27 protein-coding genes are annotated in these 25,242 nt (G+C 70.8%); 13 read left to right on the forward strand and 14 right to left on the reverse strand.

All coding sequences use genetic code 11. The features are described from left to right. A partial coding sequence (locus tag AB0M28_RS22960; protein ID WP_365407889.1) for an ABC transporter permease occupies window positions 1–1,103 on the forward strand: 1,103 nt, incomplete at its 5' end. After that, entirely contained in the window at window positions 1,100–1,846 is a 747-nt protein-coding gene (locus AB0M28_RS22965) for an ATP-binding cassette domain-containing protein (RefSeq protein ID WP_365407892.1), read from the forward strand. The genes AB0M28_RS22960 and AB0M28_RS22965, both read left to right, overlap by 4 nt. A gap of 6 nt (window positions 1,847–1,852) precedes the next feature. On the opposite strand, the gene AB0M28_RS22970 is transcribed toward AB0M28_RS22965, so the two are convergent. From AB0M28_RS22970 to AB0M28_RS22980, 3 genes are all read right to left on the reverse strand, one after another. Continuing rightward, window positions 1,853–2,824, reverse strand: a complete 972-nt coding sequence (locus tag AB0M28_RS22970) for an NAD(P)-dependent oxidoreductase (protein WP_365407896.1) — start codon at window positions 2,822–2,824, stop codon at window positions 1,853–1,855. A gap of 131 nt (window positions 2,825–2,955) precedes the next feature. Beyond that, window positions 2,956–4,461 (reverse strand): PQQ-binding-like beta-propeller repeat protein, encoded by a 1,506-nt coding sequence (locus tag AB0M28_RS22975; RefSeq protein WP_365407899.1) that lies wholly within the window; start codon window positions 4,459–4,461, stop codon window positions 2,956–2,958. Between the two features lie 138 nt (window positions 4,462–4,599). Next, window positions 4,600–5,052, reverse strand: a complete 453-nt coding sequence (locus AB0M28_RS22980) for an Lrp/AsnC family transcriptional regulator (protein ID WP_365407902.1) — start codon at window positions 5,050–5,052, stop codon at window positions 4,600–4,602. 107 nt (window positions 5,053–5,159) lie between these two features. On the opposite strand from AB0M28_RS22980, the gene AB0M28_RS22985 reads away from it, so the two are divergent. Then, window positions 5,160–6,104, forward strand: coding sequence for an SMP-30/gluconolactonase/LRE family protein (locus AB0M28_RS22985; protein WP_365407905.1), 945 nt, complete (start codon window positions 5,160–5,162; stop codon window positions 6,102–6,104). Here the strand turns inward: AB0M28_RS22985 and AB0M28_RS22990 are convergent. After that, window positions 6,058–7,068 (reverse strand): helix-turn-helix domain-containing protein, encoded by a 1,011-nt coding sequence (locus AB0M28_RS22990; RefSeq protein ID WP_365407908.1) that lies wholly within the window; start codon window positions 7,066–7,068, stop codon window positions 6,058–6,060. The two genes, AB0M28_RS22985 and AB0M28_RS22990, sit on opposite strands and share 47 nt — an antisense overlap. Before the next feature lie 114 nt (window positions 7,069–7,182). Here AB0M28_RS22990 and AB0M28_RS22995 point away from each other — a divergent pair, with 114 nt between their 5' ends. From AB0M28_RS22995 to AB0M28_RS23005, 3 genes are all read left to right on the forward strand, one after another. Further along, a complete protein-coding gene (locus AB0M28_RS22995) occupies window positions 7,183–8,115 on the forward strand; it encodes an NADP-dependent oxidoreductase (RefSeq protein ID WP_365408022.1) in 933 nt (310 codons plus the stop codon). A 115-nt stretch (window positions 8,116–8,230) separates the two neighbouring features. Continuing rightward, window positions 8,231–9,034, forward strand: coding sequence for a thioesterase family protein (locus tag AB0M28_RS23000; protein WP_365407911.1), 804 nt, complete (start codon window positions 8,231–8,233; stop codon window positions 9,032–9,034). A 127-nt stretch (window positions 9,035–9,161) separates the two neighbouring features. Beyond that, window positions 9,162–9,893 carry a hypothetical protein gene (locus AB0M28_RS23005; RefSeq protein ID WP_365407914.1) on the forward strand — a complete coding sequence of 244 codons (732 nt, stop codon included), beginning with the start codon at window positions 9,162–9,164 and terminating at the stop codon, window positions 9,891–9,893. Window positions 9,894–9,965: 72 nt separating this feature from the next. On the opposite strand, the gene AB0M28_RS23010 is transcribed toward AB0M28_RS23005, so the two are convergent. Both AB0M28_RS23010 and AB0M28_RS23015 read right to left on the reverse strand, forming a co-directional pair. Then, window positions 9,966–10,301 (reverse strand): helix-turn-helix transcriptional regulator, encoded by a 336-nt coding sequence (locus AB0M28_RS23010; RefSeq protein WP_365407916.1) that lies wholly within the window; start codon window positions 10,299–10,301, stop codon window positions 9,966–9,968. Next, a complete protein-coding gene (locus AB0M28_RS23015; protein ID WP_365407919.1) occupies window positions 10,298–10,669 on the reverse strand; it encodes a type II toxin-antitoxin system RelE/ParE family toxin in 372 nt (123 codons plus the stop codon). The genes AB0M28_RS23010 and AB0M28_RS23015 overlap by 4 nt, the downstream gene beginning before the upstream one ends. Window positions 10,670–10,795: 126 nt before the next feature. On the opposite strand from AB0M28_RS23015, the gene AB0M28_RS23020 reads away from it, so the two are divergent. Next, window positions 10,796–11,191 carry a hypothetical protein gene (locus AB0M28_RS23020; protein WP_365407922.1) on the forward strand — a complete coding sequence of 132 codons (396 nt, stop codon included), beginning with the start codon at window positions 10,796–10,798 and terminating at the stop codon, window positions 11,189–11,191. A 10-nt stretch (window positions 11,192–11,201) separates the two neighbouring features. On the opposite strand, the gene AB0M28_RS23025 is transcribed toward AB0M28_RS23020, so the two are convergent. From AB0M28_RS23025 to ychF, 3 genes are all read right to left on the reverse strand, one after another. Then, complete coding sequence (locus AB0M28_RS23025) at window positions 11,202–11,864, reverse strand: hypothetical protein (RefSeq protein ID WP_365407924.1); 663 nt, start codon at window positions 11,862–11,864, stop codon at window positions 11,202–11,204. A gap of 785 nt (window positions 11,865–12,649) precedes the next feature. Continuing rightward, a complete protein-coding gene (locus tag AB0M28_RS23030; RefSeq protein ID WP_365407927.1) occupies window positions 12,650–12,781 on the reverse strand; it encodes a hypothetical protein in 132 nt (43 codons plus the stop codon). A 513-nt stretch (window positions 12,782–13,294) separates the two neighbouring features. Further along, the gene (gene ychF / locus AB0M28_RS23035; protein WP_365407930.1) at window positions 13,295–14,383 is read right to left on the reverse strand and encodes a redox-regulated ATPase YchF; all 1,089 of its coding nucleotides are present in this window, start codon (window positions 14,381–14,383) and stop codon (window positions 13,295–13,297) included. Window positions 14,384–14,657: 274 nt separating this feature from the next. Here ychF and AB0M28_RS23040 point away from each other — a divergent pair, with 274 nt between their 5' ends. Then, window positions 14,658–15,200 carry a DUF6542 domain-containing protein gene (locus tag AB0M28_RS23040; protein ID WP_365407933.1) on the forward strand — a complete coding sequence of 181 codons (543 nt, stop codon included), beginning with the start codon at window positions 14,658–14,660 and terminating at the stop codon, window positions 15,198–15,200. Here AB0M28_RS23040 and AB0M28_RS23045 read toward each other — a convergent pair. Continuing rightward, window positions 15,160–16,161 carry a 4-hydroxy-3-methylbut-2-enyl diphosphate reductase gene (locus AB0M28_RS23045; protein ID WP_365407936.1) on the reverse strand — a complete coding sequence of 334 codons (1,002 nt, stop codon included), beginning with the start codon at window positions 16,159–16,161 and terminating at the stop codon, window positions 15,160–15,162. The two genes, AB0M28_RS23040 and AB0M28_RS23045, sit on opposite strands and share 41 nt — an antisense overlap. A 121-nt stretch (window positions 16,162–16,282) precedes the next feature. On the opposite strand from AB0M28_RS23045, the gene AB0M28_RS23050 reads away from it, so the two are divergent. Then, window positions 16,283–17,662: an APC family permease gene (locus AB0M28_RS23050; RefSeq protein WP_365407939.1), complete on the forward strand. Its 1,380-nt coding sequence runs from the start codon at window positions 16,283–16,285 to the stop codon at window positions 17,660–17,662. Between the two features lie 65 nt (window positions 17,663–17,727). Beyond that, window positions 17,728–18,939 (forward strand): exodeoxyribonuclease VII large subunit, encoded by a 1,212-nt coding sequence (xseA, locus tag AB0M28_RS23055; RefSeq protein ID WP_365407942.1) that lies wholly within the window; start codon window positions 17,728–17,730, stop codon window positions 18,937–18,939. 73 nt (window positions 18,940–19,012) lie between these two features. Here xseA and AB0M28_RS23060 read toward each other — a convergent pair whose 3' ends face one another. Further along, a complete protein-coding gene (locus AB0M28_RS23060) occupies window positions 19,013–19,276 on the reverse strand; it encodes an exodeoxyribonuclease VII small subunit (RefSeq protein ID WP_365407945.1) in 264 nt (87 codons plus the stop codon). A 196-nt stretch (window positions 19,277–19,472) separates the two neighbouring features. On the opposite strand from AB0M28_RS23060, the gene AB0M28_RS23065 reads away from it, so the two are divergent. Further along, window positions 19,473–20,063, forward strand: coding sequence for a malonic semialdehyde reductase (locus tag AB0M28_RS23065; protein ID WP_365407948.1), 591 nt, complete (start codon window positions 19,473–19,475; stop codon window positions 20,061–20,063). Between the two features lie 90 nt (window positions 20,064–20,153). Here the strand turns inward: AB0M28_RS23065 and AB0M28_RS23070 are convergent, their stop codons facing one another. Next, window positions 20,154–20,708 carry a DUF4245 domain-containing protein gene (locus AB0M28_RS23070; protein WP_365407951.1) on the reverse strand — a complete coding sequence of 185 codons (555 nt, stop codon included), beginning with the start codon at window positions 20,706–20,708 and terminating at the stop codon, window positions 20,154–20,156. Between the two features lie 208 nt (window positions 20,709–20,916). Between AB0M28_RS23070 and glpX the strand changes: the two genes are divergently transcribed. After that, the gene (gene glpX, locus AB0M28_RS23075; RefSeq protein WP_365407954.1) at window positions 20,917–21,954 is read left to right on the forward strand and encodes a class II fructose-bisphosphatase; all 1,038 of its coding nucleotides are present in this window, start codon (window positions 20,917–20,919) and stop codon (window positions 21,952–21,954) included. A 122-nt stretch (window positions 21,955–22,076) separates the two neighbouring features. On the opposite strand, the gene AB0M28_RS23080 is transcribed toward glpX, so the two are convergent. Then, window positions 22,077–22,415 carry a WhiB family transcriptional regulator gene (locus AB0M28_RS23080; RefSeq protein ID WP_365408025.1) on the reverse strand — a complete coding sequence of 113 codons (339 nt, stop codon included), beginning with the start codon at window positions 22,413–22,415 and terminating at the stop codon, window positions 22,077–22,079. A gap of 232 nt (window positions 22,416–22,647) precedes the next feature. After that, entirely contained in the window at window positions 22,648–23,307 is a 660-nt protein-coding gene (locus tag AB0M28_RS23085; RefSeq protein WP_365408028.1) for a DUF1707 domain-containing protein, read from the reverse strand. 233 nt (window positions 23,308–23,540) lie between these two features. On the opposite strand from AB0M28_RS23085, the gene AB0M28_RS23090 reads away from it, so the two are divergent. Beyond that, entirely contained in the window at window positions 23,541–25,232 is a 1,692-nt protein-coding gene (locus tag AB0M28_RS23090; protein ID WP_365407957.1) for a fumarate hydratase, read from the forward strand. Window positions 25,233–25,242: the final 10 nt, after the last annotated feature.

The following is a 25,242-nucleotide window of genomic DNA, read 5'->3' on the forward strand; positions in this document are numbered from 1 at the left end:
GGAGGAGCGCGGCGCCGACCATCTGCCGACCGGCGAGCGCATCGAGCCGCTGCCCGGCCCGTGGGACGACTGCTTCGGCATGCCGTACGCCGGCCGCGGCCGGCGCCCCGCCGGGGCGGCGGACCGGCCCGCTGCTGCTCGCCTACGACGCCCTCGTCGTCCGCCGCGAGGCCACCGTCTTCGTCGTGGCGGTGGGCCTGCTGGTGTACTTCTGGTCCGCCAACGCGGACTTCCTGTCCCGCGACAACCTGGTCAACCTCTCCCAGCAGACCGCGCCGTACGCGATCATCGCGGCGGGGATGGTGCTGCTGCTGGTCTGCGGGGAGATCGACCTGTCGGTCGGCGCCGCCTTCGCGCTGGCGCCGTTCCTGATGCACTACCTGGTCGACTACTACGGGATGTACCCGGTCGTCGCGATCGTCGGCTCGGTGCTGGCGGGCGCCGTGATCGGGCTGGCCAACGGGTTCATGGTGGTCGTCCTGCGGGTGCCGTCGTTCGTGGCCACGCTGGGCATGCTCTTCCTGATCATGGGCATCATGCTGACCACGTCGCACGCGTACCCGGCGCAGATCCCGGAGGCGGCGCAGGGGCTGCAGGGCTGGTTCGGGGAGTCCGCCTGGTCGGAGCTGATCTGGTGCCTGGGCATCGTCGCGTTCTTCCACGTCGTACTCACCCGCTCCCGCTGGGGCCTGCACACCGTCGCCACCGGCGGCAACCCGCTCGGCGCGAGCGAGGCCGGGATCAGGACCGGCCGGATCAAGACCGGCAACTTCATGGCCACCAGCGCGCTGGGGGCCTTCGCCGGCATCCTCGAGGCCTTCCGCATCAACTCGATCGACCCGAGCTCGGCGGGCGCGGACGGCGCGGCCCCGATGTTCATCGCCGTGTCCGCCGCCGTCATCGGCGGTACGGCACTGGCGGGCGGCTCCGGGACGGTGGTCGGCGCGCTGCTCGGCGCGCTCGTCCTGGCCGAGCTGCGCAACGGGTTCAACCTCATCGGCATCAGCGCCAACCCGTTCAACATCGTCCTGGGGTCGGCGATCATCATCTCCATGGTGCTCAACGTGCACCTGACCAGGCTGCGAAGGGCGGGACGGGGATGACCGCGCTCTCCGTGGAGCACCTGGCGAAGGGGTTCGGCGCGGTCACGGCGCTGCGCGACGTGAACCTGCGGCTGGAGAAGGGCGAGGTGCTCGCCCTGGTCGGCGACAACGGCGCCGGGAAGTCCACCCTGTTGAAGATCCTCTGCGGCTTCCACCGGCCCGACGCGGGCCGCATCCTGCTCGGCGACCGGGAGGTGGCGCTGAAGTCGGTCGACCACGCCCGCTCGCTCGGCATCGACGCGGTCTACCAGGACCTGGCGCTGGTGAACGAACTGACCGTCTACCACAACATGTTCCTGAACCGGGAGCGGATCCGGCCCACGCGGCTGCTCAACAACCGCGCGATGCGCAGGATCGCCCGGCAGCACCTGGACGAGATGGGGGTGCACATCCCGTCGGTGGACATCGAGGTCGCCAAGCTCTCCGGCGGCCAGCGGCAGGCCATCGCCGTGGCCCGCTCGGTCTACTCGGAGGCCAGGATCCTCCTCCTCGACGAGCCGCTCGCCGCGATGGGCGCCAGGGAGGGCGCGCTGATCCTCGACCTGGTGACCGATCTGAAGGCCCGCGGCGAGGTGTCGATCGTCATCATCGCCCACAACTACGCCCAGGTCTTCGAGGTGTGCGACCGGGTCAACCTGCTCCAGCACGGCGAGATCACCTTCGACAAGCGGACGTCGGAGACCTCGGTGGAGGAGCTGACGGACCTGGTGGTGGAGGAGTACCGGAGGTCGCGCGGGAGATAGGCGCGGTCACACCACGAGGGGACGGTCGACTGTGAGTCCCCCGCGGTCGACGAGCCGGCGGACGGACTCCAGCACCGCGTCCTCCGGCTGGTAGCGGGGCGCGTAGCCGATGAGGGTCCGCGCCTTGTCGATGGTCAGGCAGTGGCTGCGGTAGAGGTGCTCCCAGCTCACCTGGGCGTGCTCGGCGGACGTGGTGGACCGGAACTCGTCCCAGGTGACGCTCTCCAGCACGGCCTCCCGCCCGAACCAGCCCGCGGCCGTGTCCGCGTAGCCGCGCACGTTCAGCGCGGTGGGCGCGACCACGTGGAAGTCCTCGCCCGCGGCCGCGTCCCGGTGGACGACGGCCTGTTCGAAGGCGTGGGCGACGTCGTCGGCGTGCACGTGGTGCATGGTCTCGGCGCCGAGCCCGGGGACCCGCAGGGGCCGCCCGGCGGAGAGCGTGTGCCACACGTCCGGGTCGAGGTTGCCCAGCGGTCCGATCGGATGCCACCCGGGTCCGACGATGTGCCCGGGGTGCAGGGACGTGGTCACCAGACCGCCCGCGTCGGTCTCGGCCTTCAGCATCCGGGCGATGCGGTCCTTGCCGATGCCGTACTCCCCGACCGGCGGCGTGCCCTCGCCCTCCGCGATGGGCAGCTTGCGGCTGGGGCCGTAGCGCCACACGGAGCCGCAGTGCAGCAGCTGCCCCGTCTCCCCGCGCATCCGCTCGACCAGCGCGACGGCGGACTCGAGCGTGAAGCAGACCAGATCGACGACGGCGTCCGGCCGCAGCCGCGCGAGGCGTTCGGGAAAGGTCCCGTCGGCGTCCTCCGCCACGCGGTCGGCCGTCACCTGCCGCACGTGCTCCCACTCGGGTGCGGGTACGTAGGCGGCCCGCTGCCCCCGGCTGATGCTGACGACCTCATGTCCGGCACGGACGAGCCGGGGGACGAGGAAGGTCCCGATGTGTCCGCTTCCTCCGACGACGACGATCCGCATGCTGCTCCTTCCGGCGGTGCGGGCGGCGGACTTCAGCCTCGCAGCCCGGTGCGGGCCGGGGAAGGGCAGGGGGCGGGAAGGGCAGGCGGCCGGGGAAGGACAAGGGGCCGGCCCTCCCCCGGTTCCGCGGGTCAGCCCTGTTCGGCGCCGAAGGCGAGGAGGGCGGGCGGCGGATCGGCCGTCCCGAGGGTGGCCTGCAGCTGGAAGTACAGCCGGCCGTACGCGAAGAGGGGAGGCGCGCCGCGGACGACGCCGTCCGCCTGGGACTGCTCCTCGGCGCTCGCGTCGGGCAGCCGCAGCCACTCCTCGCGGCTGCCGTCCTCGGCGTCCAGGCGTACGACACGGCCGCCCGTACCGCTGCCGCTGTCGCTCGCCGGCTCGTACGCGATGAGTCCCTCGCCGGAGTCGTCCATGCGCAGCGGCCACAGGGGGCGCCTCCCGCCCGCGGCCTCGGCCCGCCACGCCACCTTGCCGGTGCGGAAGTCGTACGCCGTGAGCTCGCCGGCCGCCAGGGCGCCCGTCTTGACGTAGACCTTGCCGCCGGCGGCGACGACGGTGCCGCAGGTGCCCTGGAGGCCGCCGCAGCCCCTGGCCGGCGTCGGGAGCCTGATCTCGGCCCGGAGCTTCCCGTCCTCCCCCACGGTCATCAGGCGCGTCGCGCTCTCGTCCACTCCGTCGGCCAGGTCCGCCCGCTCGGTGATCGCCAGCACCGTGGGGTTGACGGAGACCAACCGGAAGGTCCAGTAGTCCCTCCGCGGGGAGCGAAAGCTCCACTCGGTCCTTCCTGTCACGGGGTCGCGCAGCCGCACCGTGTAGGAGTACTCGAGGGTCTCGCTCCAGCACCGCTCCAGGGTGTAGAGCCCTTCGCCGCCGCGGACGAGGCGCTCGGAGCAGCGGTTCTCGCCGGCGGGCCGGGCGGCCCACAGCTTCCTCCTGCCGTCCAGGGAGTAGGTGCGGGCTCCCGGCGCCCACCCTTCCCGGTACCAGTCCACGGCCACGGCCTCCTCGGTGACGGCGACCACCAGGTGGCCGTCCCCGCTGGAGTCCATGCCGTCGATGGTCTTCTGCCAGAGCTTGCGGCCCGCGCTGATGTCGATGACGGCCAGTTCGGAGCAGGGCGCGTGGGTGATCTCGAGCTTCGCGGGCTCGAAGACCACCGCGACCTTGCCGCCGCTCGTCATGGTCTCGCTCGCGCCGCAGACGCGTCCGGACAGCGGAACCGTCCACCGCCGGGTGCCGGTGACCGGGTCGAGGCCCTCGACGGCGTACTTGGTCGTCCTGACGAGCACCTCACTCGTCGCCCAGACCCGGACGGTCCGGAAGGAGGCCCCCACCGGGGTCCCCGCGGGGACTTCGCGGCGGAAGAGCTCGTGTCCGCGGGCGGAGGAGGGCCGCAGCGCCACGCCGCGCTCCTGGCCCGCCGCCGCCACCCGGCCCTCGGCGCGTGCACCGCCGGCGTCGCCGCCCTGCCGGAGCAGTGCGACCGCCCCGAGCACCACGGCCACCGCACACACCAGGCCCACCACGACGACGCGGGAGCGCCGCCGCGTCCGGGCCCGGGCCCGCCGATGCCCCGGCGGGTCGGGCGGGGGCGGGCCCGGCGCACCCCAGTGGAACTCGGACGGCTCTCCCGGCATGCGCGACCCCTTCGGCATTCGCCAATGTGTGCGATCACCAATACCGCAGGAGCAGGTCCCGTGGCCAACTCCCGGCCGCAGGAAGCCGGTAGGCACGGACCGCCCGATCCGCCCCGCGCCCGGCGGCGTCCCGGTGGATCAGGGCTGCTCACCGGCCAGCGGGGAGAGCGGCCGCTCGAAGAAGGTCTCCAGCACCACCGTCGCCTGCGTACCGCTGACCCCCTCGATCGCGTAGATGCGGCGCAGTACGTCCTGCAGCTGCTCGGTGGTCGCGGTCCTGACCTTCACCAGCACCGAGGCGCTGCCCGCGATGACGTGCGCCTCCAGGATCTCGGGGAGCGCGGCGAAGTCCGGCGCCGAATCACCCATCCAGGACGTCGAGTCGACCATCACGTAGGCCAGCACGGCGCTGCCCACGGCAGCCGGGTCCACCTCGACGGTGGTACGCCGGATGACGCCGCGCTCGCGGAGCTTGCGGACCCGTTCGTGGGTGGCGCCGGCGGACAGGCCGACGGCCTGACCGAGCGCGGCGTAGGGCCGGGTGGCGTCCTGCTGCAGCTCGGCCAGCAGCGCGCGATCAATGTGATCCACAACTCTCCATTCGGAATCGACTGGCATGGACAGTATCCCATCTTGCAGGATGCAGTTCAGGCCGACTCTGGTTCGGCATGTGCTGGTATTCGTAAGGAGTGGACTCCATGAGCAGTGAGCGCCCGGGCCTGTACGAGATGCTTGACGACCGGTTCCGTACCGGACGGTGCATGAACGGTGACGAAGCGCTCGAGGTCCTGTACACCGGCTGCCGTTGGGCCGAGGGGCCGATCTACGTTCCGGCCTGGCGCCAGGTGGTCTGGAGCGACATCCCCAACGACCGGATGCTGCGCTGGGACGAGGAGACCGGGGCCGTCGGCGTCTTCCGCCGCTCCGCCGGACACACCAACGGCAACACCCTCGACCGCGAGGGCCGGTTGATCAGCTGCGAGCAGGGCAACCGCCGGGTGACCCGGACCGAACACGACGGCACCGTCACCGTGCTGGCCGACCGCTGGCAGGGCAAGCGCCTGAACAGCCCGAACGACGCGGCCGTGAAGTCCGACGGCTCGATCTGGTTCTCCGACCCGGACTTCGGCATCACCAGCGACTACGAGGGATACCGCGCGCCGAGCGAGATCGGCGCCAACAACGTCTACCGCATCGACCCGGCCACCGGCGAAGTGCGGCTGGTCGCCGACTGCTTCGGCGCGCCGAACGGGCTGGTCTTCTCGGCCGACGAGCGGCAGCTGTTCGTCTCCGACACCCGGGCGGGCTTCATCCGGGTCTTCGACGTACACGACGACGGCACCCTGTCCGAGGGCAAGGTCTTCGCCGAGGCCGGGGTCCGCGAGAACGCCCGCTTCGACAACCTCCGCTTCGACGACGGCGGCCGGCTCTGGGTCGGCGCCATGGGCGACGGCGTGCACTGCTACGACCCGGACGGCACCCTGATCGGCCGCCTCAACGTCCCCGAGACGGTCGCCAACATCTCCTGGGGCGGCGCAAAGCGCAACCGCCTCTTCATCGCCGCGGAGACCAGCCTGTACTCGGTGGTCATGGGCGTCACCGGCCTGCACCCGACGGGACCGGGACGACGTCCCTGGATGTAGCCGACGGGTCCGGGGAGGTCCCTCCGCCCCGGAAGGTGCGGCGGTACGCCATCGGCGAGACCCCGATCGCGGCGTGCAGGTGCTCGCGCAGGGACGTGCCGGTGGCGAAGCCGACCCGTCCGGCGATGTCGTCGACGGACAGGTCGGTGGTCTCCAGGAGGTACTGGGCCCGGGTCACGCGCTGCTGGATCAGCCAGCGCCCCGGGCTCGTCCCGACCTCCTCGTTGAACCGGCGCGTGAACGTGCGCAGGCTCATCCGGGCGTGCCCGGCGAGCTGCCCCAGGGTCAGCGGCTCGTGCAGGTTCTCCAGCGCCCACTGGCGGGTGGCCGAGGTGCCGTTCACCGACGGCGGGGGCACCGGGTGCTCGATGTACTGCGCCTGGCCGCCGTCCCGCCACGGCGGCACGACGCAGACCCGTGCCACGTGGTTGGCGACGGCCGCGCCGTGATCCCGTCGTACGAGGTGGAGGCAGGCGTCGACGCCCGAGGCGGCACCCGCCGAGGTCAGCACGTCGCCGTCGTCCACGAACAGCACGTCCGGATCCAGCGCGACCGCCGGGTACCAGGACCGGAAGACGTCGGCGACGGCCCAGTGGGTGGTGGCGGGCCGGCCGTCGAGCAGTCCGGCCGCCGCCAGCACGAAGGCACCCGTGCAGATCGACACGATGCGGGTGCCGGGCCGTACGGTCGCGAGGGCCTCGGCCACTCCCGGCGGCAGCACACGGGAGAGCCGCGAGATGTCGAACGGCGGCAGCAGCACCGTGTCCGCCGTCGCGAGGACCTCGGGGCCGTGCCCCACCGTCACCGAGAAGTCGGCGTTCGTGGCGACGGGGCCGCCGTCGACGGAGCAGGTCAGCACCTCGTAACGGTCCTGGAGCGCGCCGAGGACCCGGCTCGGGATGCCGAGCTCGAAGGGATACACCCCGTCCAGGGCGAGGACGGCGACACGGTGGACTGCGGTCATTGGCACGATCCCGTCGGAAGTTGGCATTCATGCCATGGTATCCGGAGGGGGTCTCCGGCGAGGCTGGTGCACATGACGAACCCCGCCACGAACTCCGCCACGGACTCCGCCACCATGCATGCCATCAGCCAGGACACCCACGGCACCCCCGAGGTGCTCACGCAGGTCGTCCTGCCCCGTCCCACGCCCGCCCCGGGCCAGGTCCTCGTCGCCGTCCGGGCCGCCGGGGTGAACCCGACCGACTGGAAGCACCGCGCCGCCGGCCTCTTCCTGAACCGCCTGCCGCTGGTCCTCGGCTGGGACGTCTCCGGCGTGGTCGAGGCGGTCGGCTTCGGCGTCACCCTGTTCAAGCCGGGCGACGAGGTCTTCGGGATGCTGCCCTACCCGCACGGCGTCGGCTCCCACGCCGAGTACGTGACGGGCCCCGCCCGCGCCTTCGCGCGCAAGCCCGCCGGCATCGACCACGTCCAGGCCGGCGCCCTGCCGCTCGCCGCCCTCACCGCCCACCAGGCGCTCGTCGACACCGCCGACGTCCGGCCGGGACAGCGCGTCCTGATCCACGCGGCCGCCGGCGGGGTCGGCCACCTCGCCGTCCAGATCGCCAAGTCCCGCGGCGCGTACGTCGTCGGCACCGCCAGCGCCCCCAAGCACGAGTTCGTCCGCTCCCTGGGCGCGGACGAGGTCATCGACTACCGCACCACCGACTTCCGCGACGCCGTCCGGAACATCGACGTGGTCCTCGACCCGCTCTCGGGCGACACCCGAACCCGCTCCCTCGACGTCCTGCGCCCCGGCGGCATCCTCGTCTCGATCCTGCCGGGAACGGACCCCGACGAGCCGGCGAAGGCCGCGGCCCGCGGCATCCGCGTCGAAACGCTCCTCGTAGAAGCCGACCACGCCGGCATGAACGCCATCGCCGACCTGGCCGCCACCGGCTCCCTGCGCGCACACATCGAAGCGGCCCTCCCACTGACCGACGCGGCGAAGGCACACACCCTGGGCGAGACGGGCCGGACGACGGGCAAGATCGTACTGACGGTTCCCTGACAGCGGGCAGGCCGCTCAACTTGGCCGGTGGGAGGCACAGGCCCGCCCGACCAGCACGTCCACCCTCGGGTAACGTGCGGCTCCGTATGGCGCCCCGTCCAAGGAGAAAGACCCCGTGACCACCGCGAACAACCCGCGCGAGAGCTACTACGAGCGGACGGGCGAGCACCGCTACAAGCCCACGGCTCACGCGGGCGGGGCCTGGAACGCCGACGAACAGCACTTCAGCCCGCTCGCCGGGCTGATCGCGCACGAGCTCGACCGCCACCTCGCGCAGCGCCCCGGGAACCTGGTGCTCACCCGGATCAGTTACGACATCCTCGGCTTCCTCGCCCTCGACGAGTGCGAGATCACGGTCACCACCCTCCGCCCCGGCCGGACCATCGAACTGCTCGAAGCCGTGGCGGTCATCGGCGCCCGCCCGGTCGTCCGCGCCCGCGCCTGGCTGATGGCCCCGCTGGACTCGTCCTCCGTCGCGGACAGCCCCGTCGACCCGCTCCCCGCCCCCGACGCACTCGCCCCCTGGGCGATGGACGAGGAATGGGACGGCGGCTACGTCTCCTCCCTCGACGTCCGCCGCACGCCCCCGTCCCGCAGGGGCCGCACGGCGGCGTGGGTGTCCGCTCGCGTCGACCTGGTCGCGGGCGAGCCGATCAGCCCTCTCGCCTCATACGTCGCACTGGTCGACACCGCCAACGGCATCGCCGTCCAGCAGGACCCCACCGCGTGGATGTTCCCGAACCTCGACCTGACCGTCCACCTGCACCGGCAGCCGCAGGGCCCCTGGACCGGCCTGGACACCACGGTCACCTTCGGCCCCACCGGGCAGGGGCTCACCAGCAGCGTCCTGCACGACGTCCACGGACCCGTGGGCCGCGCCGAGCAGATACTCACGGTCCGCCCACTGCCGCACGGCTGAGCCGGCCGACGCGATTCGTCAGTCGCCGCCCGTCGCATCCGCCCAGGTGCGGCAGCGTGGCCTCAGCCCGCGACCGTGGTCCGGGTAGCCCCGCCGGGTTGTCAGTGGCAGCTGCTTCCATGACGCCATGAGCACTGTGCACGAGGTTGCCGCCCTCCTCCCCGACCCCGACCGACTCCGTGCCGATCTGCGCGCACTGGCCGTCCTGGACGCGGTGATCGGCGGCGATCCGCGCTTCTGCGAGTACACCTTCGACCCCGCCTGGGGCCCCGGTGAGGAGGCGGCCCTGATGAACAACGGCTCGGGGGACGACTTCTCCGTCCAGTTCACCCCGGCCGGCGTACTCATACGCGGCTTCGACCACGAGTCGGCGATGAGTCCGTACGGGACGGACGACGAGCAGGTCTGGCCCGGCGTCATCGACGAAGTGCCCGCGGCGCTGCGCCCGCTCCTGGACGAGCCTTCCTTCTACGACGAGGGCATCGACGCCCTGCGGGTCACGGCCTGCCTGTGGCGGGAGACCGGCGACACCGCCTGGCGCACCGGCTCAGCCATCACCTTCCCCGCCGACACCGAGGACCCGGACGGCTCCGGCTTCCTCTTCCGTCTCCTCACCGACCGCTCCCCCGAGGCCGTCCAGTCCCACTTCGAGGACTACTACGAGCGCCCCGTCCCCCTCGACGCCATCCACCACGTCCTCACCGGACGCCCCCTCACCCTTGCGATCGCCGGGGCCCTCAACCCGGCCGCCCTCCCAGGCAGCGCACTGCTCCAAGGGATCGCCGCGCACCCCGAGGTCGCCTCCCACCTGTCCGGTAACGGCGACCCCACCCTTGCCCGCACCGACCCGACCAACTGATCGCCGAGCACCTCGCCGGGGCTCAGACGCTCGCCACCGGTCCAGCAGCCGTCCGGGGCCATCGGACGGCGGCTACGCGGCGTGGGTGTCCGCACTGCGGAGAATGTACTGATCGTCACCGAAGACCGCCGAGATCTGAAGCTGCCCGCCCAGCGCCTGCACGTAGCGCGCGATGACCTCCACCGTGGAGACCTCGCCGCGCTCGATCTGCGACACCCTGCTCTTGGTCACCTCCATGCGCTCGGCCAGCTCCGCCTGCGTGAGCCCCTGCGCCTCACGCCGTTCCGCCAGGCGATGGCCGTCGATGTAGGCCTGGTTGCGCCGACGAGCCTCCGCGACACCCTGTTCGCCACCAGCGCCGGCCACAATGCCCGCGCGCACCTCGCTCCACTTCCGCGTCCCGGTCACTGCGCCGCCTCCTCTGCTTCGCGCTCCTTCAGGTACTCCGCGTACAACTCCTCAGCCAGCGGAATGGTCCGCCCGTACCAGCCCGACCAGTCACCCGACTTGTCCCCGCCGATCAACAGGATCGCCGAGCGCCACGGATCGAACGCGAACACGATCCGGACCTCCGAGCGCCCCGCGGAGCCTGGACGCAGCTCCTTGAGATTGTGGACCTGCGAGCCCTCCAGCCGGTCCATCAACGGACGCCCCAGCCCGGGACCGGCCTCGGCGAGCCGGTCGATCGCATCGACCACCTCCGCCTTCGACCCTTCGTCCAGCGCTTCGACCCAGGCCAGACAATGGTCCGTGATGCGGATCTCCCATTCCTCCACATCCGCGAGTGTAGCAAATCCTCTACCTGCTAGCGGCGGTGCCAGCGCCGGGAATCCCGCGCCGCCCCAACGCCTCATCCGCGCCTGTCCTACTTACCCAGCTACGACGGCGCCACCGGCGGAGGCATGACCATCGCTCACGCTGATCCACTTCGCCTACTGGCCGTCACCCACACCTTCGCCGCGCTGCGGCTGCTGCCGATGAGCAACCGCGACAAGGACACCGAAGCCCTCGCCCTACGCCACCAGATCAACATCTTTGAACGACAACTCGGTGCTCACAAACCCGCCTTCAGACCCGCTGATCGCACTTTCCTGGCCACCCTGCTCCGCCCATGCCCCGGCCCGCGTTGCGCTACCTGCACCTTCTCGTCCAACTTGACACTGCGCTGCACCGGCAAAACAGCACTGGGCCGACCGCCGAACCCGACACCATGCGCTTCGCCTCTACCACCCGCCCGCCTAGCGAAACCGACCTCCTCGACGGGAGCAGAGCTCAATCTCAGCAATCTCATGACATGAAGATCCGAAGTCAGCCTCCGCCGACTTGAATGTGAGCCGCTCCATTCTCCACGTCATCGAGATGAACGATAATATCCGGAATGGACAGGGAGTGCATCAGGGCCTCTGTGGGAACCTTAATACTGCCCCCCATGCGCGTGGTCAGACAGGGAAAAGATCCCGCTCTCACCATTCGGTATGCAGCAGATTTAGCGATCCCCAACGCCTCGGCAGCAGCGGAGAGGTCAACCAATTTGGGGTAGAAGTCAGAGATGTAGTAGTAATAGCTGTGGCCCGCAACCCACGTACGGGCCAGCATCGCCTCCGTCACGAGGATGCCACGCAAGCCCTGACGACGCCCCTCTCGAAGGTCCTCGTGGTAGCGGTTAACTACTTCAGCGAGTCCATGCCTCTGCCATAGCGCCCCTGTGCGTTCGCCTCGGATCTGCTCTGCGACAGCGGAATCCTTCGGGTCAGCATCGTGGATAATCGACGACGCTTTTAGCGCGGAGTCCAAATCGGACTCTTCGAAGGCCAACAAAGCCTCTACGTTACCGCTGAGCCTTTCGCTCCCATGAACACTTGCACGTCGATACGCAGCATTGATAGCCGCCTTGACCATAAGTGTGGGAATTTCTCGTGGGGGAACGTCCTTCGCCGTCTCCTCCCAAACGTTAAGGGCGGCTTCGAACATGTCTGATCGAACGTCCCTCAAGTCGCAATAGAACTCCCGAGAGATTGACCACGAGCGTGCACGAAGGAAAGGGGTGAGACAATCGACAACGATCATCCGCCACTTGCTGTCCCCACGCACGTCAGAAAGGCGCCCCATGGCCACCATGGATTCCCATAGTTGAGACGGCTTTCGTGCCGCTCTTGCAGATACAGCCCGGGATCGGAACTTCGCGTAGTCCGGGTGCTGCTTTATCCGACACTCTCGCACGTCGTCCACGTGCACACAGAGCGGCCCTTCACCGCAAACACTACGGACATACGCTGCTATGCAGTCGAAGACGTCAGGTGCCATCTGCGCTCCAAAGTTTAGCCTCTAAGGCCCGCAGGATATTTCGCACTGTCCGGCGCTTCGGCTCGAGAGCACATTAATGCTAAATCTGATCACTGCTGCCACTTGCGAGTTGCGATGACGGCAGCAGCTGACGAATCCCTTTCGAGTCGGGCTAGAACTACGTGGCTCGCCAACGCTGTCGCCTCCAGGGAAGGCGGTATGTGTTCGGCCCGATCCAGGAGTCTGCTTCGGAATCGGGATGAAGCCGTAGAGATAGACAGCCACCGGGTTGTCTATGGCGAACAAGGCGTCCAGGCCTCCGCGTTGCGCGCGTGAACTCTTGTATCGCCAGCTGGTTCGCCGCGCGGTTCGCACCACAGGCGGACGCCGCAGCGAAGGCTTGTCGGGGCTCACTCGCGAGGAGTAGTCAAGTAGCCAGCGCCCCGGCGTCGTGGTCGGTCTGACCGCCAGCATCAAACCGATACCCGGACCAGGTCGCCGACCTCCGTCCGCCAGGTCGAGACCTGGTCGTGCGTGGGGCCGAGCTCGTACTGGTGGTAGTGGCACCCCAGGCACAGTGCGACCAGACGGTCTTGGCGCGGCACGCGGTCTCCGGCGCGGCCTAGCGGCACAGACACAGCATGTTGGCCCGGGTGGTGGCCGTGAGCCCCGACACCACGGTCTCCAGCGCAGGGTCGACGGCAATCGCCACAGCCGGTCGGCGTCAGCAGGAGCTCATCGACGGAAGTGACTAGGACGATTCCTGTAGACGGCTGGCAGGCCGCGCCCCGTCGGCCCGGAGTGCCGGCTCACGGCAGGTGCGCACCAGAGGTCAGACCAGACGATCGCAGTCATCGAAAGCGGACGAGACATCCCGGGCGGCCGTCCGCAGCAAGACGGCTCACGCCACAAAGATCGTTCCAACCCAGTAGAAATGCGGCAACGGGGAGTCCCGACCATACTCAACCAACCCAGGTCAGGGCTCTGAACTGCGGAAACGCTACAGCCGCCCGCCAGCGGGCCAAGCCTGTACCTTCTGCTGGAACTATACGAATCAGCCTAGAGAAACCCCCTCTGACCTGCACATCTGCTGACCAGAGGGGGAACCTCCACGGCTATCAAACGTTGAACCGGAACTCCACCACATCCCCGTCCTGCATCACGTACTCCTTGCCCTCCATCCGCGCCTTGCCCGCCGCGCGGGCGTCGGCGACCGAGCCGGTCGTGACGAGGTCGGTGAAGGAGATGACCTCCGCCTTGATGAAGCCCTTCTGGAAGTCCGTGTGGATCACGCCCGCCGCCTCGGGGGCCGTGGCGCCCTTCTTGATGGTCCAGGCGCGGGACTCCTTCGGGCCCGCCGTGAGGTACGTCTGCAGGCCCAGGGTGTTGAAGCCGACGCGGGCGAGGGTGGCCAGGCCCGGCTCCTCGGCGCCGACGGACTCCAGGAGTTCCAGGGCGTCCGCGTCGTCCAGCTCCGCGAGGTCCTGCTCCAGCTTGGCGTTCAGGAAGATCGCCTCCGCCGGGGCGACCAGGGCGCGCTGCTCGTCCTTGAAGCCCTCGTCCGTCAGCTCCTCCTCGTCCACGTTGAAGACGTAGAGGAAGGGCTTCGTCGTGAGCAGGTGCAGGTCGTGCAGGAGGGCGGCGCGCTCCGAGCCCTGGACGATGCCGACCGAGAAGAGCGTGGTGCCCTCCTCCAGGATCTTCTGGGCCTCCTCGACCGCGGCCACCTTCGGGGCCACGTCCTTCTTGATCCGCGACTCCTTCTGCAGGCGCGGGAGGACCTTCTCGATGGTCTGGAGGTCGGCGAGGATCAGCTCGGTGTTGATCGTCTCGATGTCGTCCTTCGGCGAGACCTTGCCGTCGACGTGGACGACGTTCTCGTCCCGGAAGGCGCGGATCACCTGGCAGATCGCGTCCGACTCGCGGATGTTCGCCAGGAACTTGTTGCCCAGGCCCTCGCCCTCCGACGCGCCGCGGACGATGCCGGCGATGTCGACGAAGTCGACCGTGGCGGGAAGGATCCGCTGGGAGCCGAAGATCTCGGCGAGCTTGTCGAGGCGGGCGTCCGGCACGCCGACGACGCCGACGTTCGGCTCGATCGTGGCGAACGGGTAGTTGGCCGCCAGGACGTCGTTCTTGGTCAGGGCGTTGAAGAGGGTCGACTTGCCGACATTGGGCAGACCGACGATTCCGATCGTGAGCGACACGTGGCGACTTCCCGGGACGGGTACTGGCGTACGAATGACATTCCTGCCCGGCAATTCTACGGGCGCCCGGGCAGGGGCGGCGCCCCGCGCCCGTCCGGACAGCAGTCCGACACAGCCAGCCAATCGGACCATCGCGGATGTTTCCCGCCGTTTCGGGCCCTACGGTGGACAAGTGCAGCATCACAGTACGGGTACACCGCATCACGCCGAGCATCACCGACGCCCCGCCCGCGGCCGGCTCCCCCGGCCCGCCCGCAGCGAATCCTCCCCCCGGATGGGGACCGGGGCCGCGGGGCCCACACCGCCCGCGGTCCACCGGGTCCGCCCCCGCCGCTCCGTACCGCCCGTGGTGGAGACCCTCCTCGCACCGCCCGGGCCCCGGCTCACCGCGCTGGGCGCGGGGCTGATGGCCGTCGGCGCGATGCTCCTCACGGGGCTGCTGCTCGCCCTGCTGGACGCGCACGCGCCGGTCTTCTTCGGGGTCGTCTTCGTGCTGGTGTGCCTGCTGACCGCCGCCTGGGTGCGCCCCCTGGACGCCGTCACCGCCCCGGTCGCGATGCCGATCGCCTTCGCCGTGGGGGTCCTGGCCACCGGCGACGGCAGCGGCGGGGCCACCGGCCATCTGATGGCCGCCGGCACGGAGCTGGCCCTGCAGGCGCCCTGGCTGTACGCCGGGACGATGCTGGCCGGCGGTGTCGCCCTGGTGCGCCGGCTGGCGCTGCTGGCCGTACGGCACGCCCGCCGCGCGGAGCGGACCGGGCGTGCCAACGGGTCCGCTACTCGTCTCCCGCCAGCGCAGCGGCCGCCTCGGCCCTGAGGTCGCGGCGCAGCTCCTTCGGCAGCGAGAACGTGATCGACTCCTCGACCGGCTGCACGACGTCCACATCGCCGTAACCGCGCTCGGCCAGCCACTCCAGCACGCCGTCGACCAGCACCTCCGGTACGGAGGCGCCCGAGGTGACGCCGACCGTGGTGACGCCCTCCAGCCAGGCCTCGTCGGCCTCCTCGGCGCCGTCGACCAGGTACGAGGCCCGGGCGCCGGCGTTGAGGGCGACCTCGACCAGACGCTTGGAGTTCGAGGAGTTCTGCGAGCCGACGACGATGACGAGGTCGGAGTCGGCGCCGAGCATCTTCACCGCGACCTGGCGGTTCTGCGTGGCGTAGCAGATGTCGTCGGACGGCGGGCTGATCAGGTTCGGGAACTTCTCCTGCAGGCGCTCGACCGTCTCCATCGTCTCGTCGACGGAGAGCGTGGTCTGCGACAGCCACACGATCTTGTCGGGGTCGCGGACCTCGACCTTGGCCACGTCGTCCGGGCCGTCGACCAGGGTGATGTGCTCGGGGGCCTCGCCGGTGGTGCCGATGACCTCCTCGTGGCCCTCGTGGCCGATCAGGAGGATGTCGTAGTCCTCGTTGGCGAAGCGCACGGCCTCCTTGTGCACCTTGGTGACCAGGGGGCAGGTGGCGTCGATGGTCGCGAGCTTCCCGCGCCGGGCCTCCTCGTGCACCTCCGGGGAGACGCCGTGCGCGGAGAACATCACGATGTTGCCCGGCGGCACCTCCTCGGTGCGCTCGACGAAGACGGCGCCCTTACGCTCCAGCATCTTCACGACGTACTTGTTGTGCACGATCTCGTGCCGGACGTAGACCGGCGCCCCGTACTGCTTGAGCGCCTCCTCGACGGCGATCACCGCGCGGTCGACACCCGCGCAGTAGCCGCGCGGGGCGGCGAGGAGTACCCGGCGGGCGGAAGCAGCTGCTGCAGTCATGCGTCCCATCGTACGGAACGGGTCCGACGGCCCGGCATGCGCGCGGGAGCTGCAGCGCGCCTGTGACACGCCCCGGCGCTGCGCGTTGCCGCCCGCACGCCCCGCGTTGCCGCCCGCACGCCCCACGCCGATGATCGTTGACGTGATCCCGCACGCCGTCGGCGACACCTCGCTGAGGAGGTCCCTGTCGTTCCGGGACCTCCTCGTGTACGGGCTGCTGTTCATCGCCCCCATGGCCCCCGTCGGCATCTTCGGGACGCTGTACGCCGACAGCCGCGGCGCCGTCGCTCTGGTGTACGTCGTGGCGACCGTGGCCATGGGGCTGACGGCCTACTCGTACGCGCAGATGGTGCGGGTCGTGCCGGAGGCCGGTTCGGTGTTCGCGTACGCCCGCACCGGGCTCGGCGAGGGGGCGGGCTTCCTGGCCGGGTGGCTGCTCCTGCTGGACTACCTCTTCGTCCCGGCCGTCGCGTACCTCTTCTCCGGCATCGCGGTGCACGCCCTCGTGCCGGGGATCCCCGTCTGGCTGTGGACCTCGGCGGCGATCGTCGTGACGAGCGCGCTGAACATGACCGGCGTGCGCGCCGCCGCGCGTGTGGGGCTCGCGGTGCTGGCCGCGGAGCTGGCGGTGCTGGCGACGTTCGTCGTGGCGGCGTGCGCGGCCCTGGTGCGGGACGGGCCCGCGCGCGGGTGGCTGGAGCCGTTCACCGGGAGCGGGGCGTTCTCGCCGGGCGCGGTGCTCGGCGGGGTGTCCATCGCCGTGCTGTCGTATCTGGGCTTCGAGTCCATCGCGAACTTCGCGGAGGAGGTCGACGACAGGTCCCGCCACCACCGGACCCACGGCGAACGCGCCGCCCGCGCCCTGCTCGTCGCGCTCACCGTCGCCGGCCTGCTCTTCGTCCTGCAGTCCTATCTGGCCGCCCTCCTCTACCCGGACGACTACACCGCCCTCGTCGAGGACCCCGGTCTGCGCGACCCCGCGTTCTACGACGCCGCCGAGGCGGGCGTCGGCCACTGGCTGCACAACCTGGTCGCCCTCAGCAAGGCCGTCGGCGCCGCGTTCTCCGGCCTGGCCGCGCAGGCCGCCGCCGCACGGACGGTGTACGCCATGGCCCGCGAGGGCCGGCTGCCCCGCGCCCTGGCCCGGCTGGACGCGGGGTCCGGGGTGCCGCGCCGGGCGGTGGTCCTGAGCGCGGCGCTGGCGGCGGCCACGGCCCTGTGGGCGTCCGGGCACGCGCAGGGGCTCGGCCGGGTGGTCGCGGTGGTGAACCTCGGGGCGCTGGGCGCGTTCGCCCTGCTGCACGTGGCGGTCTTCGGCCTCTTCCACGTCCGCCGGGCGGGCGGGGCGGCCCCGCATCCGGTCAAGCATCTGCTGGTCCCGCTGCTCGGGCTGGCGGTGTGCGTGGCGGTGATCACGGAGGCGCAGTACGAGGCGCTGGTCGTGGGCGCGGTGTGGCTGGCGGCGGGGCTGGCCGTGCTGGGGTGGCGGCGGGTTCGCGCGGACCAGTGACGCGCGCCGCCCGCACCCGCCGGGCGCGGCGGCGGTGTCGGCACCACGCACTAGCCTGGGGCGTCATGGCCATCAACTCAGCCGAGACGCCCTTCCCCGTCGGCGAGGTCTCACGCAAGATCGGCGGCTGGATCGACCGGCTCGGCGCGGTCTGGGTCGAGGGGCAGATCGTCCAGCTCTCCCGGCGCCCCAACGCCGGCGTGGTGTTCATGACGCTGCGCGACCCGTCGTACGACATCTCCCTGACGGTCACCTGCTACCGCCAGGTCTTCGACGCGGTCGCCGACGCCGTGCACGAGGGCTCGCGGATCGTCGTCTTCGCCAAGCCCGTCTGGTACGCGAAGAACGGCAGCCTGTCGCTGCGCGCGACGGAGATCCGCCTCGTCGGGATGGGCGAGCTGCTGGCGCGCCTCGAGCAGCTGAAGAAGGCGCTGACGGCGGAGGGGCTGTTCGCCCCGGAGCGCAAGAAGCCGCTGCCGTTCCTGCCGCGCCGCGTCGGCCTGGTCACCGGGCGGGCGTCGGCGGCCGAGCGGGACGTGCTGGAGACCGCGCGGCACCGGTGGCCGGCCGTGCGCTTCGAGGTGCGGCCGGTGGCCGTGCAGGGCGTGCACGCGGTGCCGCAGGTGATCAAGGCCGTACAGGAGCTGGACGGCCATCCGGACGTCGACGTGATCATCATCGCCCGCGGCGGCGGCAGCGTGGAGGACCTGCTGCCCTTCTCCGACGAGACCCTGATCCGCGCGGTGGCCGCCTGCCGTACGCCGGTGGTGTCCGCGATCGGGCACGAGCCCGACAACCCGCTGCTGGACTACGTCGCCGACCTGCGCTCCCGTACGCCCACGCACGCCGCGAAGGACACCGTGCCGGACGTGGGCGAGGAGCACGCGCGCATCCAGCAGCTGCGCGACCGGGCGCTGCGCGTGGTCACCGGCCGCCTGGAGCGCGAGGAGCGGGGGCTGGAGGACTGGATGACCAGGCCGTCGATAGCGGACCCGCACTGGATCGTGGAGGACCGGGCGGAGGAGGTCGACGCCCTGCTGGGCCGCAGCCGGCGCACGCTGTCGCATCTGCTGGACCGCGCGGAGTCGGATCTGGCGCACACGCACGCCCGGGTGGTGGCGCTGTCCCCGGCGGCCACCCTGAAGCGCGGGTACGCGGTGCTGCAGCGGGCGGACGGGTCGGTGGTCCGGGAGCCTTCGGAGGTCGCGGCCGGCGAGGCGCTGCGGGCGCGGGTGTCCGGGGGCGAGTTCGGGGTCGAGGTGACGCGGGAGGGGTGAGCCCGCGGGGGCGGTGCCCCAGGCGCCGGAGTGGCGCCGGGCGTGGCAACGGAAGTTGCGCCAGGAATCGCCCTCACTCGTCCTCGTCCGGCTCCTCGTCCTCGTCTTCCTCCCCCTCGAAGCCCTCCCCGCCCTCCTCGGCCAGCGCCGCGTCCAGCCGCTCGCGGGCGCCCTCGAGCCACTGGCGGCAGAGCCGGGCCAGCTCCTCGCCGCGCTCCCAGAGCGCCAGCGACTCCTCGAGCGTCGCGCCACCGGCCTCCAGCCTGCGTACGACCTGGATCAGCTCGTCGCGAGCCTGTTCGTAGCCGAGCGCGCTCCGGTCTTCCGTCTCCGTCATGGGCGCAAGCCTAGGGGGTGGGGCGGACAACGCCGGGGCGCGGCGGGCGGTGCGCGGACGTACGGGGCCCGCGCGGCCGGGCCCCGGATGTGAGCTTCTTCATCCACCCCACCCCTTTAGTTGAAGGTTCACCTTCTTCGGCGTACCGTTGCGGATGCAAGTTGTTTAATCCTGAACTATTGAGGTGTCCTCCCCCATGCCCCTCGCACTCGACCCCGCCGCTCAGGACCTGCTCTTCCGCCAGGCCCGCACCGCCAACGCCTTCACCGACGAGCCCGTCACCGACGAGCAGGTCCAGGCGATCTACGACCTGGTGAAGTACGCCCCCACGGCGTTCAACCAGCAGCCCCTGCGCGTGATCCTCGTCCGCTCCCCCGAGGCCCGTGAGCGCCTCGCCGCCCACCTGGGCGACGGCAACAAGGCCAAGACCCTGGCCGCGCCGCTGACCGCGATCCTGGTCGCCGACAACGAGTTCCACGAGGAGCTGCCGGCCCAGTTCCCGGCGTTCCCGCAGGCCAAGGACATGTTCTTCAGCGAGCGCCCGGTCCGCGAGCGCTCCGCCTCCTTCAACGCCGCGCTGCAGGCGGGCTACTTCATCGTCGGCGTCCGCGCCGCCGGCCTGGCCGCCGGCCCGATGACCGGGTTCGACGCGGAGGGCATCAACAAGGAGTTCCTCGACGGCGACCACCACGTCCTCGCCGTCGTCAACATCGGCAAGCCGGGTGAGGACGCCTTCCACCCGCGCGGCCCGCGCCTGGCGTACGAGCAGGTCGTCACGACCGTCTGAGGCTCCGCACGGAAAACGGCCGCCGGCCGCACCCCCTCCCCTGAGGTGCGGCCGGCGGCCGTTTCAGATCACGAACGCGAACGCTTGGGCTCAGCCCTGTTCCGGCGACGCCACCAGCGCCTCCGCCATGCCCTTCAGCTCCTCCATCGGCGCCGTTCCGGTCACCACGGTCACGCCGTTCGCGTCCCGCTTGACCAGGGCGTCGTACTTCGCGCCCTCGTAGCGCTCCCACGCCGCGCCGGCCACCTGCTCGGTGCCGGTCCGGTCCGCCTTGAAGGTCACCCTCCGCACGAACACGTCCGGATTCTCGGCGGACTGCTCCACGCCGATGTACTCCTCGCCCGCGGTGACGAACCCCAGATGCCACTGCGGCCCGAACTCGCCCTGCGGCGTGTACCGCACGGACGTCGCCCGTACGCCCGCCGGCGCGCCCAGCGGCGGGGCCAGCACGGTGTACGGGGCGACGCGGCCTGCCTGGGTGAACTCCTGGGAGTAGCTGACGGGGCGGACGGGATCCGCGTCGTCGTCGTGCGGGATCAGCACCAGCCATACCGCGCCCGCGAGGGCGCAGGTCACCAGCAGCGACAACACCAGGTTGCGGACGGTCTGCTTGGCGGCACGGGAGGAGACACGGTTCTGCGACACGCGTCCATCGTCCCCTATCGCCGGGCCGGGTCCGCGCGAGGGGGGTGTGAGGCGCGCCCCGGGGCGGTGTGAGGTGCGTCTCGACCCGGTGTGAGAGGCGTCCCACGGGGCCGCTCATCCGTGGGGCCCTCTGCTCATAGTGGCGAAGAACAGATATGGTCATAGGACCCTCACCCTCCGGGCGCGCCGGATCAGAAAGGCACAGACCATGACGGATACGACTCATCACATGCCGCAGCAGCTTGAGGTGAGCCCGGAGGCGCCTGACCGCAACCTCGCCCTGGAGCTGGTACGCGTCACCGAGGCCGCCGCGATGTCCGCGGGCCGCTGGGTCGGCCGCGGCGACAAGAACGGCGCGGACGGCGCGGCCGTACGGGCGATGCGCACCCTCATCTCGACCGTGTCGATGAACGGCGTCGTCGTCATCGGCGAGGGCGAGAAGGACAACGCGCCGATGCTCTTCAACGGCGAGCGGGTCGGCGACGGCACGGGCGCGGAGTGCGACGTGGCCGTGGACCCGGTCGACGGCACGACGCTGACCGCCAAGGGCATGGCCAACGCGGTCTCGGTGATGGCGGTCGCCGAGCGCGGCAGCATGTTCGACCCGTCGGCCGTCTTCTACATGGACAAGCTCGTCACCGGCCCGGACGCGGCGGAGTTCGTCGACATCGACGCCCCCGTCGAGACCAACATCCGGCGGGTCGCGAAGGCCAAGGGCAGCACCCCGCAGGACGTCACCGTGGTGGTGCTGGACCGGCCGCGGCACGACGGCATCGTGCGCGAGATCCGGGAGACCGGCGCGCGCATCAAGTTCATCTCCGACGGCGACGTGGCCGGCGCGATCATGGCGGTCCGCGAGGGCACCGGCGTCGACCTGATGCTGGGCATCGGCGGCACGCCGGAGGGCGTCATCGCGGCCTGCGCCATCAAGTGCCTCGGCGGCACGTTCCAGGGCAAGCTGTGGCCGAAGGACGAGGCCGAGAAGAAGCACGCGCTGGACGTCGGCCACGACCTCGACCGCGTGCTGTTCGTGGACGACCTGGTCAACGGGGAGAACGTCTTCTTCGTCGCCACCGGCATCACGGACGGCGACCTGCTGCGCGGCGTGCGCTACCGCGCGGAGACGGCGTACACCCAGTCGCTGGTCATGCGGTCCAAGAGCGGCACGATCCGGCAGATCGACTCCGAGCACAAGCTGTCGAAGCTGCGCGCGTACTCGGCCGTCGACTTCGACCGCGCGCACTGAGCGCCTCCGGCGGCTAGCGGACTGCCGGGGGCTCCGCCCCCGGACCACCGTCCTGAGAGCGGCCGGTCAGACGGAGCAAACAGCGGACGGGCCGGGGTTTCCCCGGCCCGTCCGCTGTGCGTCTAGCCCGCCTGCGCGACGTCCGCCGCGGGCGCTCCCGTCCTCCGCCTGCGGCGGGAGAGCACCACCCGGCGCTCCGCCGCGGTGAGGCCGCCCCAGACGCCGTACGGCTCGGGCTGCAGCAGCGCGTGCTCGCGGCACTCCAGCATCACCGGGCAGCGCGCGCACACGCGTTTGGCCGCCGCCTCACGGGAGAGCCGGTCGGCGGTGGGTTCCTTGGAGGGGGCGAAGAACAGTCCGGCCTCATCACGCCGGCAGGCCGCGTCGACATGCCAGGGGCCGTCATCATCCGGCGTACGCGTTCGCTGCCGCGGCACCGCGGTGGTGGGGACATCGCGCAGTGTCTGATGATGCGGGAGTTGCAGCACGGTCTACTCCTGACGACAGCGATGGCGAATCAGGCGGTCTCGGTCTCGCTGCCCGGCCCCGGGTGCTTCGGCCGTGTGACGCGGCAAGACGATGCGACAAGTCCTACCCGCTGTACGCGCTCCTATGCGTGCGGTTGCGACGCGTGTGGAAAGGGGGAGCGCCCGCGCGTCGTGATCCGGCGGACCCCCGCGGGTCCGCGCGGGATCAGTGACCGGTGTGCTTGCGCAGCCGGTCGGAGAGGTCCTTGACGACCTTCCCCCGCTTCGGCTTCGCGTCCACGCCGCCCATGACCGCCACGCCCTCGATGATCACCACGGGCGCGCCCGGCTCGACTGCCTCCATGGCCTTCACGTCGAAGCCGCCCATGATGCCGATGCCCGACTCCCTGAGCGTGATGTTCTCCGGTACGCGGATGCTGACGCCGCCGCAGAGGGAGAACGTGTTGATCACGACCGTCTGGTGCTCGAAGATCGCCTCGGTGAGGTCGATGTCCACGCCGCCGAAGATGGCGACCGCGTTGATGCGGGCCGGGACGCGCCAGCGGCCCTTGCGGACGGAGCCGCCGAAGATGGCGACGAGGTTCTGCTTTGCGGCCGTGGCGGGGCTCGCGCCCCACGCGTAGGCGGACGGCTGCTGCGGGCCGGGCGCCTCGGGACGTCCGGCGGGCAGGTCGGCGACGTACCGCTCCAGTTCGGCCACGGTCTTCGCGCCGTACACGCCCTCGATCCGCTCGGAGTGCTCCTCGGCGTCGAGGCGGCCCTCCGCGAGCGCCTCGCGCAGGATCTCCGCGACCCGGTCGCGGTCCGCGTCCGAGGCGCGCAGGACCGCGGGCGCGGGCGCCTCCGGCGCCTTCTCCATGTCCACGGGGGCGGGCTTGTCGAGGGGTGCGGGCGTCGAGTCAGTCACGCACACCAGCGTAGTCAAACGCGATACATCGTGACTAGTGGGGAGAACCCCTAGGGGTTCGGCCGTTGTCCACAGGGCGCGCGTTGTCCACAGGCGACCGACCTCACACCGACCCGGCTCCGGCGCCGCTCTACCCTGGTACAGCCAGTCGAAGCCGCCTGCGACGAAGAAACCGAAGAGGAAGCCCCCTCATGCCGGAGTTTGCCTACACCGACCTCCTCCCCCTCGGCGAGGACACCACCGAGTACCGCCTCGTCACCGCCGAGGGCGTCTCGACCGTCGAGGGACCGGACGGCCGCACCTTCCTCAAGGTCGAGCCGGAGGCGCTGCGCAAGCTCGCGGAGGAGGCGATGCACGACATCTCGCACTACCTCCGCCCGGCCCACCTCACCCAGCTGCGCAGGATCTGCGACGACCCCGAGGCCAGCCCGAACGACAAGTTCGTCGCCCTCGACCTGCTGAAGAACGCGAACATCGCGGCGGCGGGCGTGCTGCCGATGTGCCAGGACACCGGCACCGCGATCGTGATGGGCAAGCGCGGCCAGAACGTCCTGACCCAGGGCGGCGACGAGGAGGCGCTCTCGCGCGGCGTGTACGACGCGTACACCCGGCTCAACCTGCGCTACTCGCAGATGGCCCCGCTGACCATGTGGGACGAGAAGAACACCGGCTCCAACCTCCCCGCGCAGATCGAGCTGTACGCCGCGGACGGCGGCGCGTACAAGTTCCTGTTCATGGCGAAGGGCGGCGGCTCGGCCAACAAGTCCTTCCTCTACCAGGAGACGAAGGCCGTCCTGAACGAGGCCTCCATGATGAAGTTCCTGGAGGAGAAGATCCGCTCCCTCGGTACGGCCGCGTGCCCGCCGTACCATCTCGCGATCGTCGTCGGCGGTACGTCGGCGGAGTACGCGCTGAAGACGGCCAAGTACGCCTCGGCGCACTACCTCGACGAGCTGCCCACGGCGGGCTCACCGACGGGCCACGGTTTCCGCGACGTGGAGCTGGAGGAGAAGGTCTTCGAGCTGACCCAGAAGCTGGGGATCGGCGCCCAGTTCGGCGGCAAGTACTTCTGCCACGACGTCCGCGTGGTCCGCCTCCCCCGCCACGGCGCGTCCTGCCCGGTCGCCATCGCGGTGTCCTGCTCGGCGGACCGCCAGGCCCTGGCGAAGATCACCCCCGAGGGCGTCTTCCTGGAGCAGCTGGAGAAGGACCCGGCGCGCTTCCTGCCCGACACGACCGACGCCGAATTGACTGGCGGCTCCGCCGCGGGCCTGGACGAGGGCGAGGTCGTCCGGATCGACCTCAACCGCCCGATGGACGAGATCCTCGCCGAGCTCACCAAGTACCCGGTCAAGACCCGCCTCTCCCTCACCGGCCCGCTCGTCGTCGCCCGCGACATCGCGCACGCGAAGATCAAGGAGCGGCTGGACGCGGGCGAGGAGATGCCGCAGTACCTGAAGGACCACCCGGTGTACTACGCCGGCCCGGCGAAGACCCCCGAGGGCTACGCCTCGGGCTCCTTCGGCCCGACGACGGCCGGCCGGATGGACGCGTACGTCGAGCAGTTCCAGGCGGCGGGCGGCTCGAAGGTCATGCTCGCCAAGGGCAACCGCTCCCAGCAGGTCACGGACGCGTGCTCCTCGCACGGCGGCTTCTACCTCGGCTCGATCGGCGGTCCGGCGGCGCGCCTCGCGCAGGACTGCATCAAGAAGGTCGAGACGGTGGAGTACGCGGAGCTGGGCATGGAGGCGGTCTGGCGGATCGAGGTCGAGGACTTCCCGGCGTTCGTCGTCGTCGACGACAAGGGCAACGACTTCTTCAGCCCGCAGCAGCTCGCCCCGACCTTCACCAGCATCCCCGTCCGGGGCCCCGGTCTCGGCTGACCGCGGACCT

Source organism: Streptomyces sp. NPDC051940 (genome assembly GCF_040680895.1).
Lineage (GTDB): Bacteria > Actinomycetota > Actinomycetes > Streptomycetales > Streptomycetaceae > Streptomyces.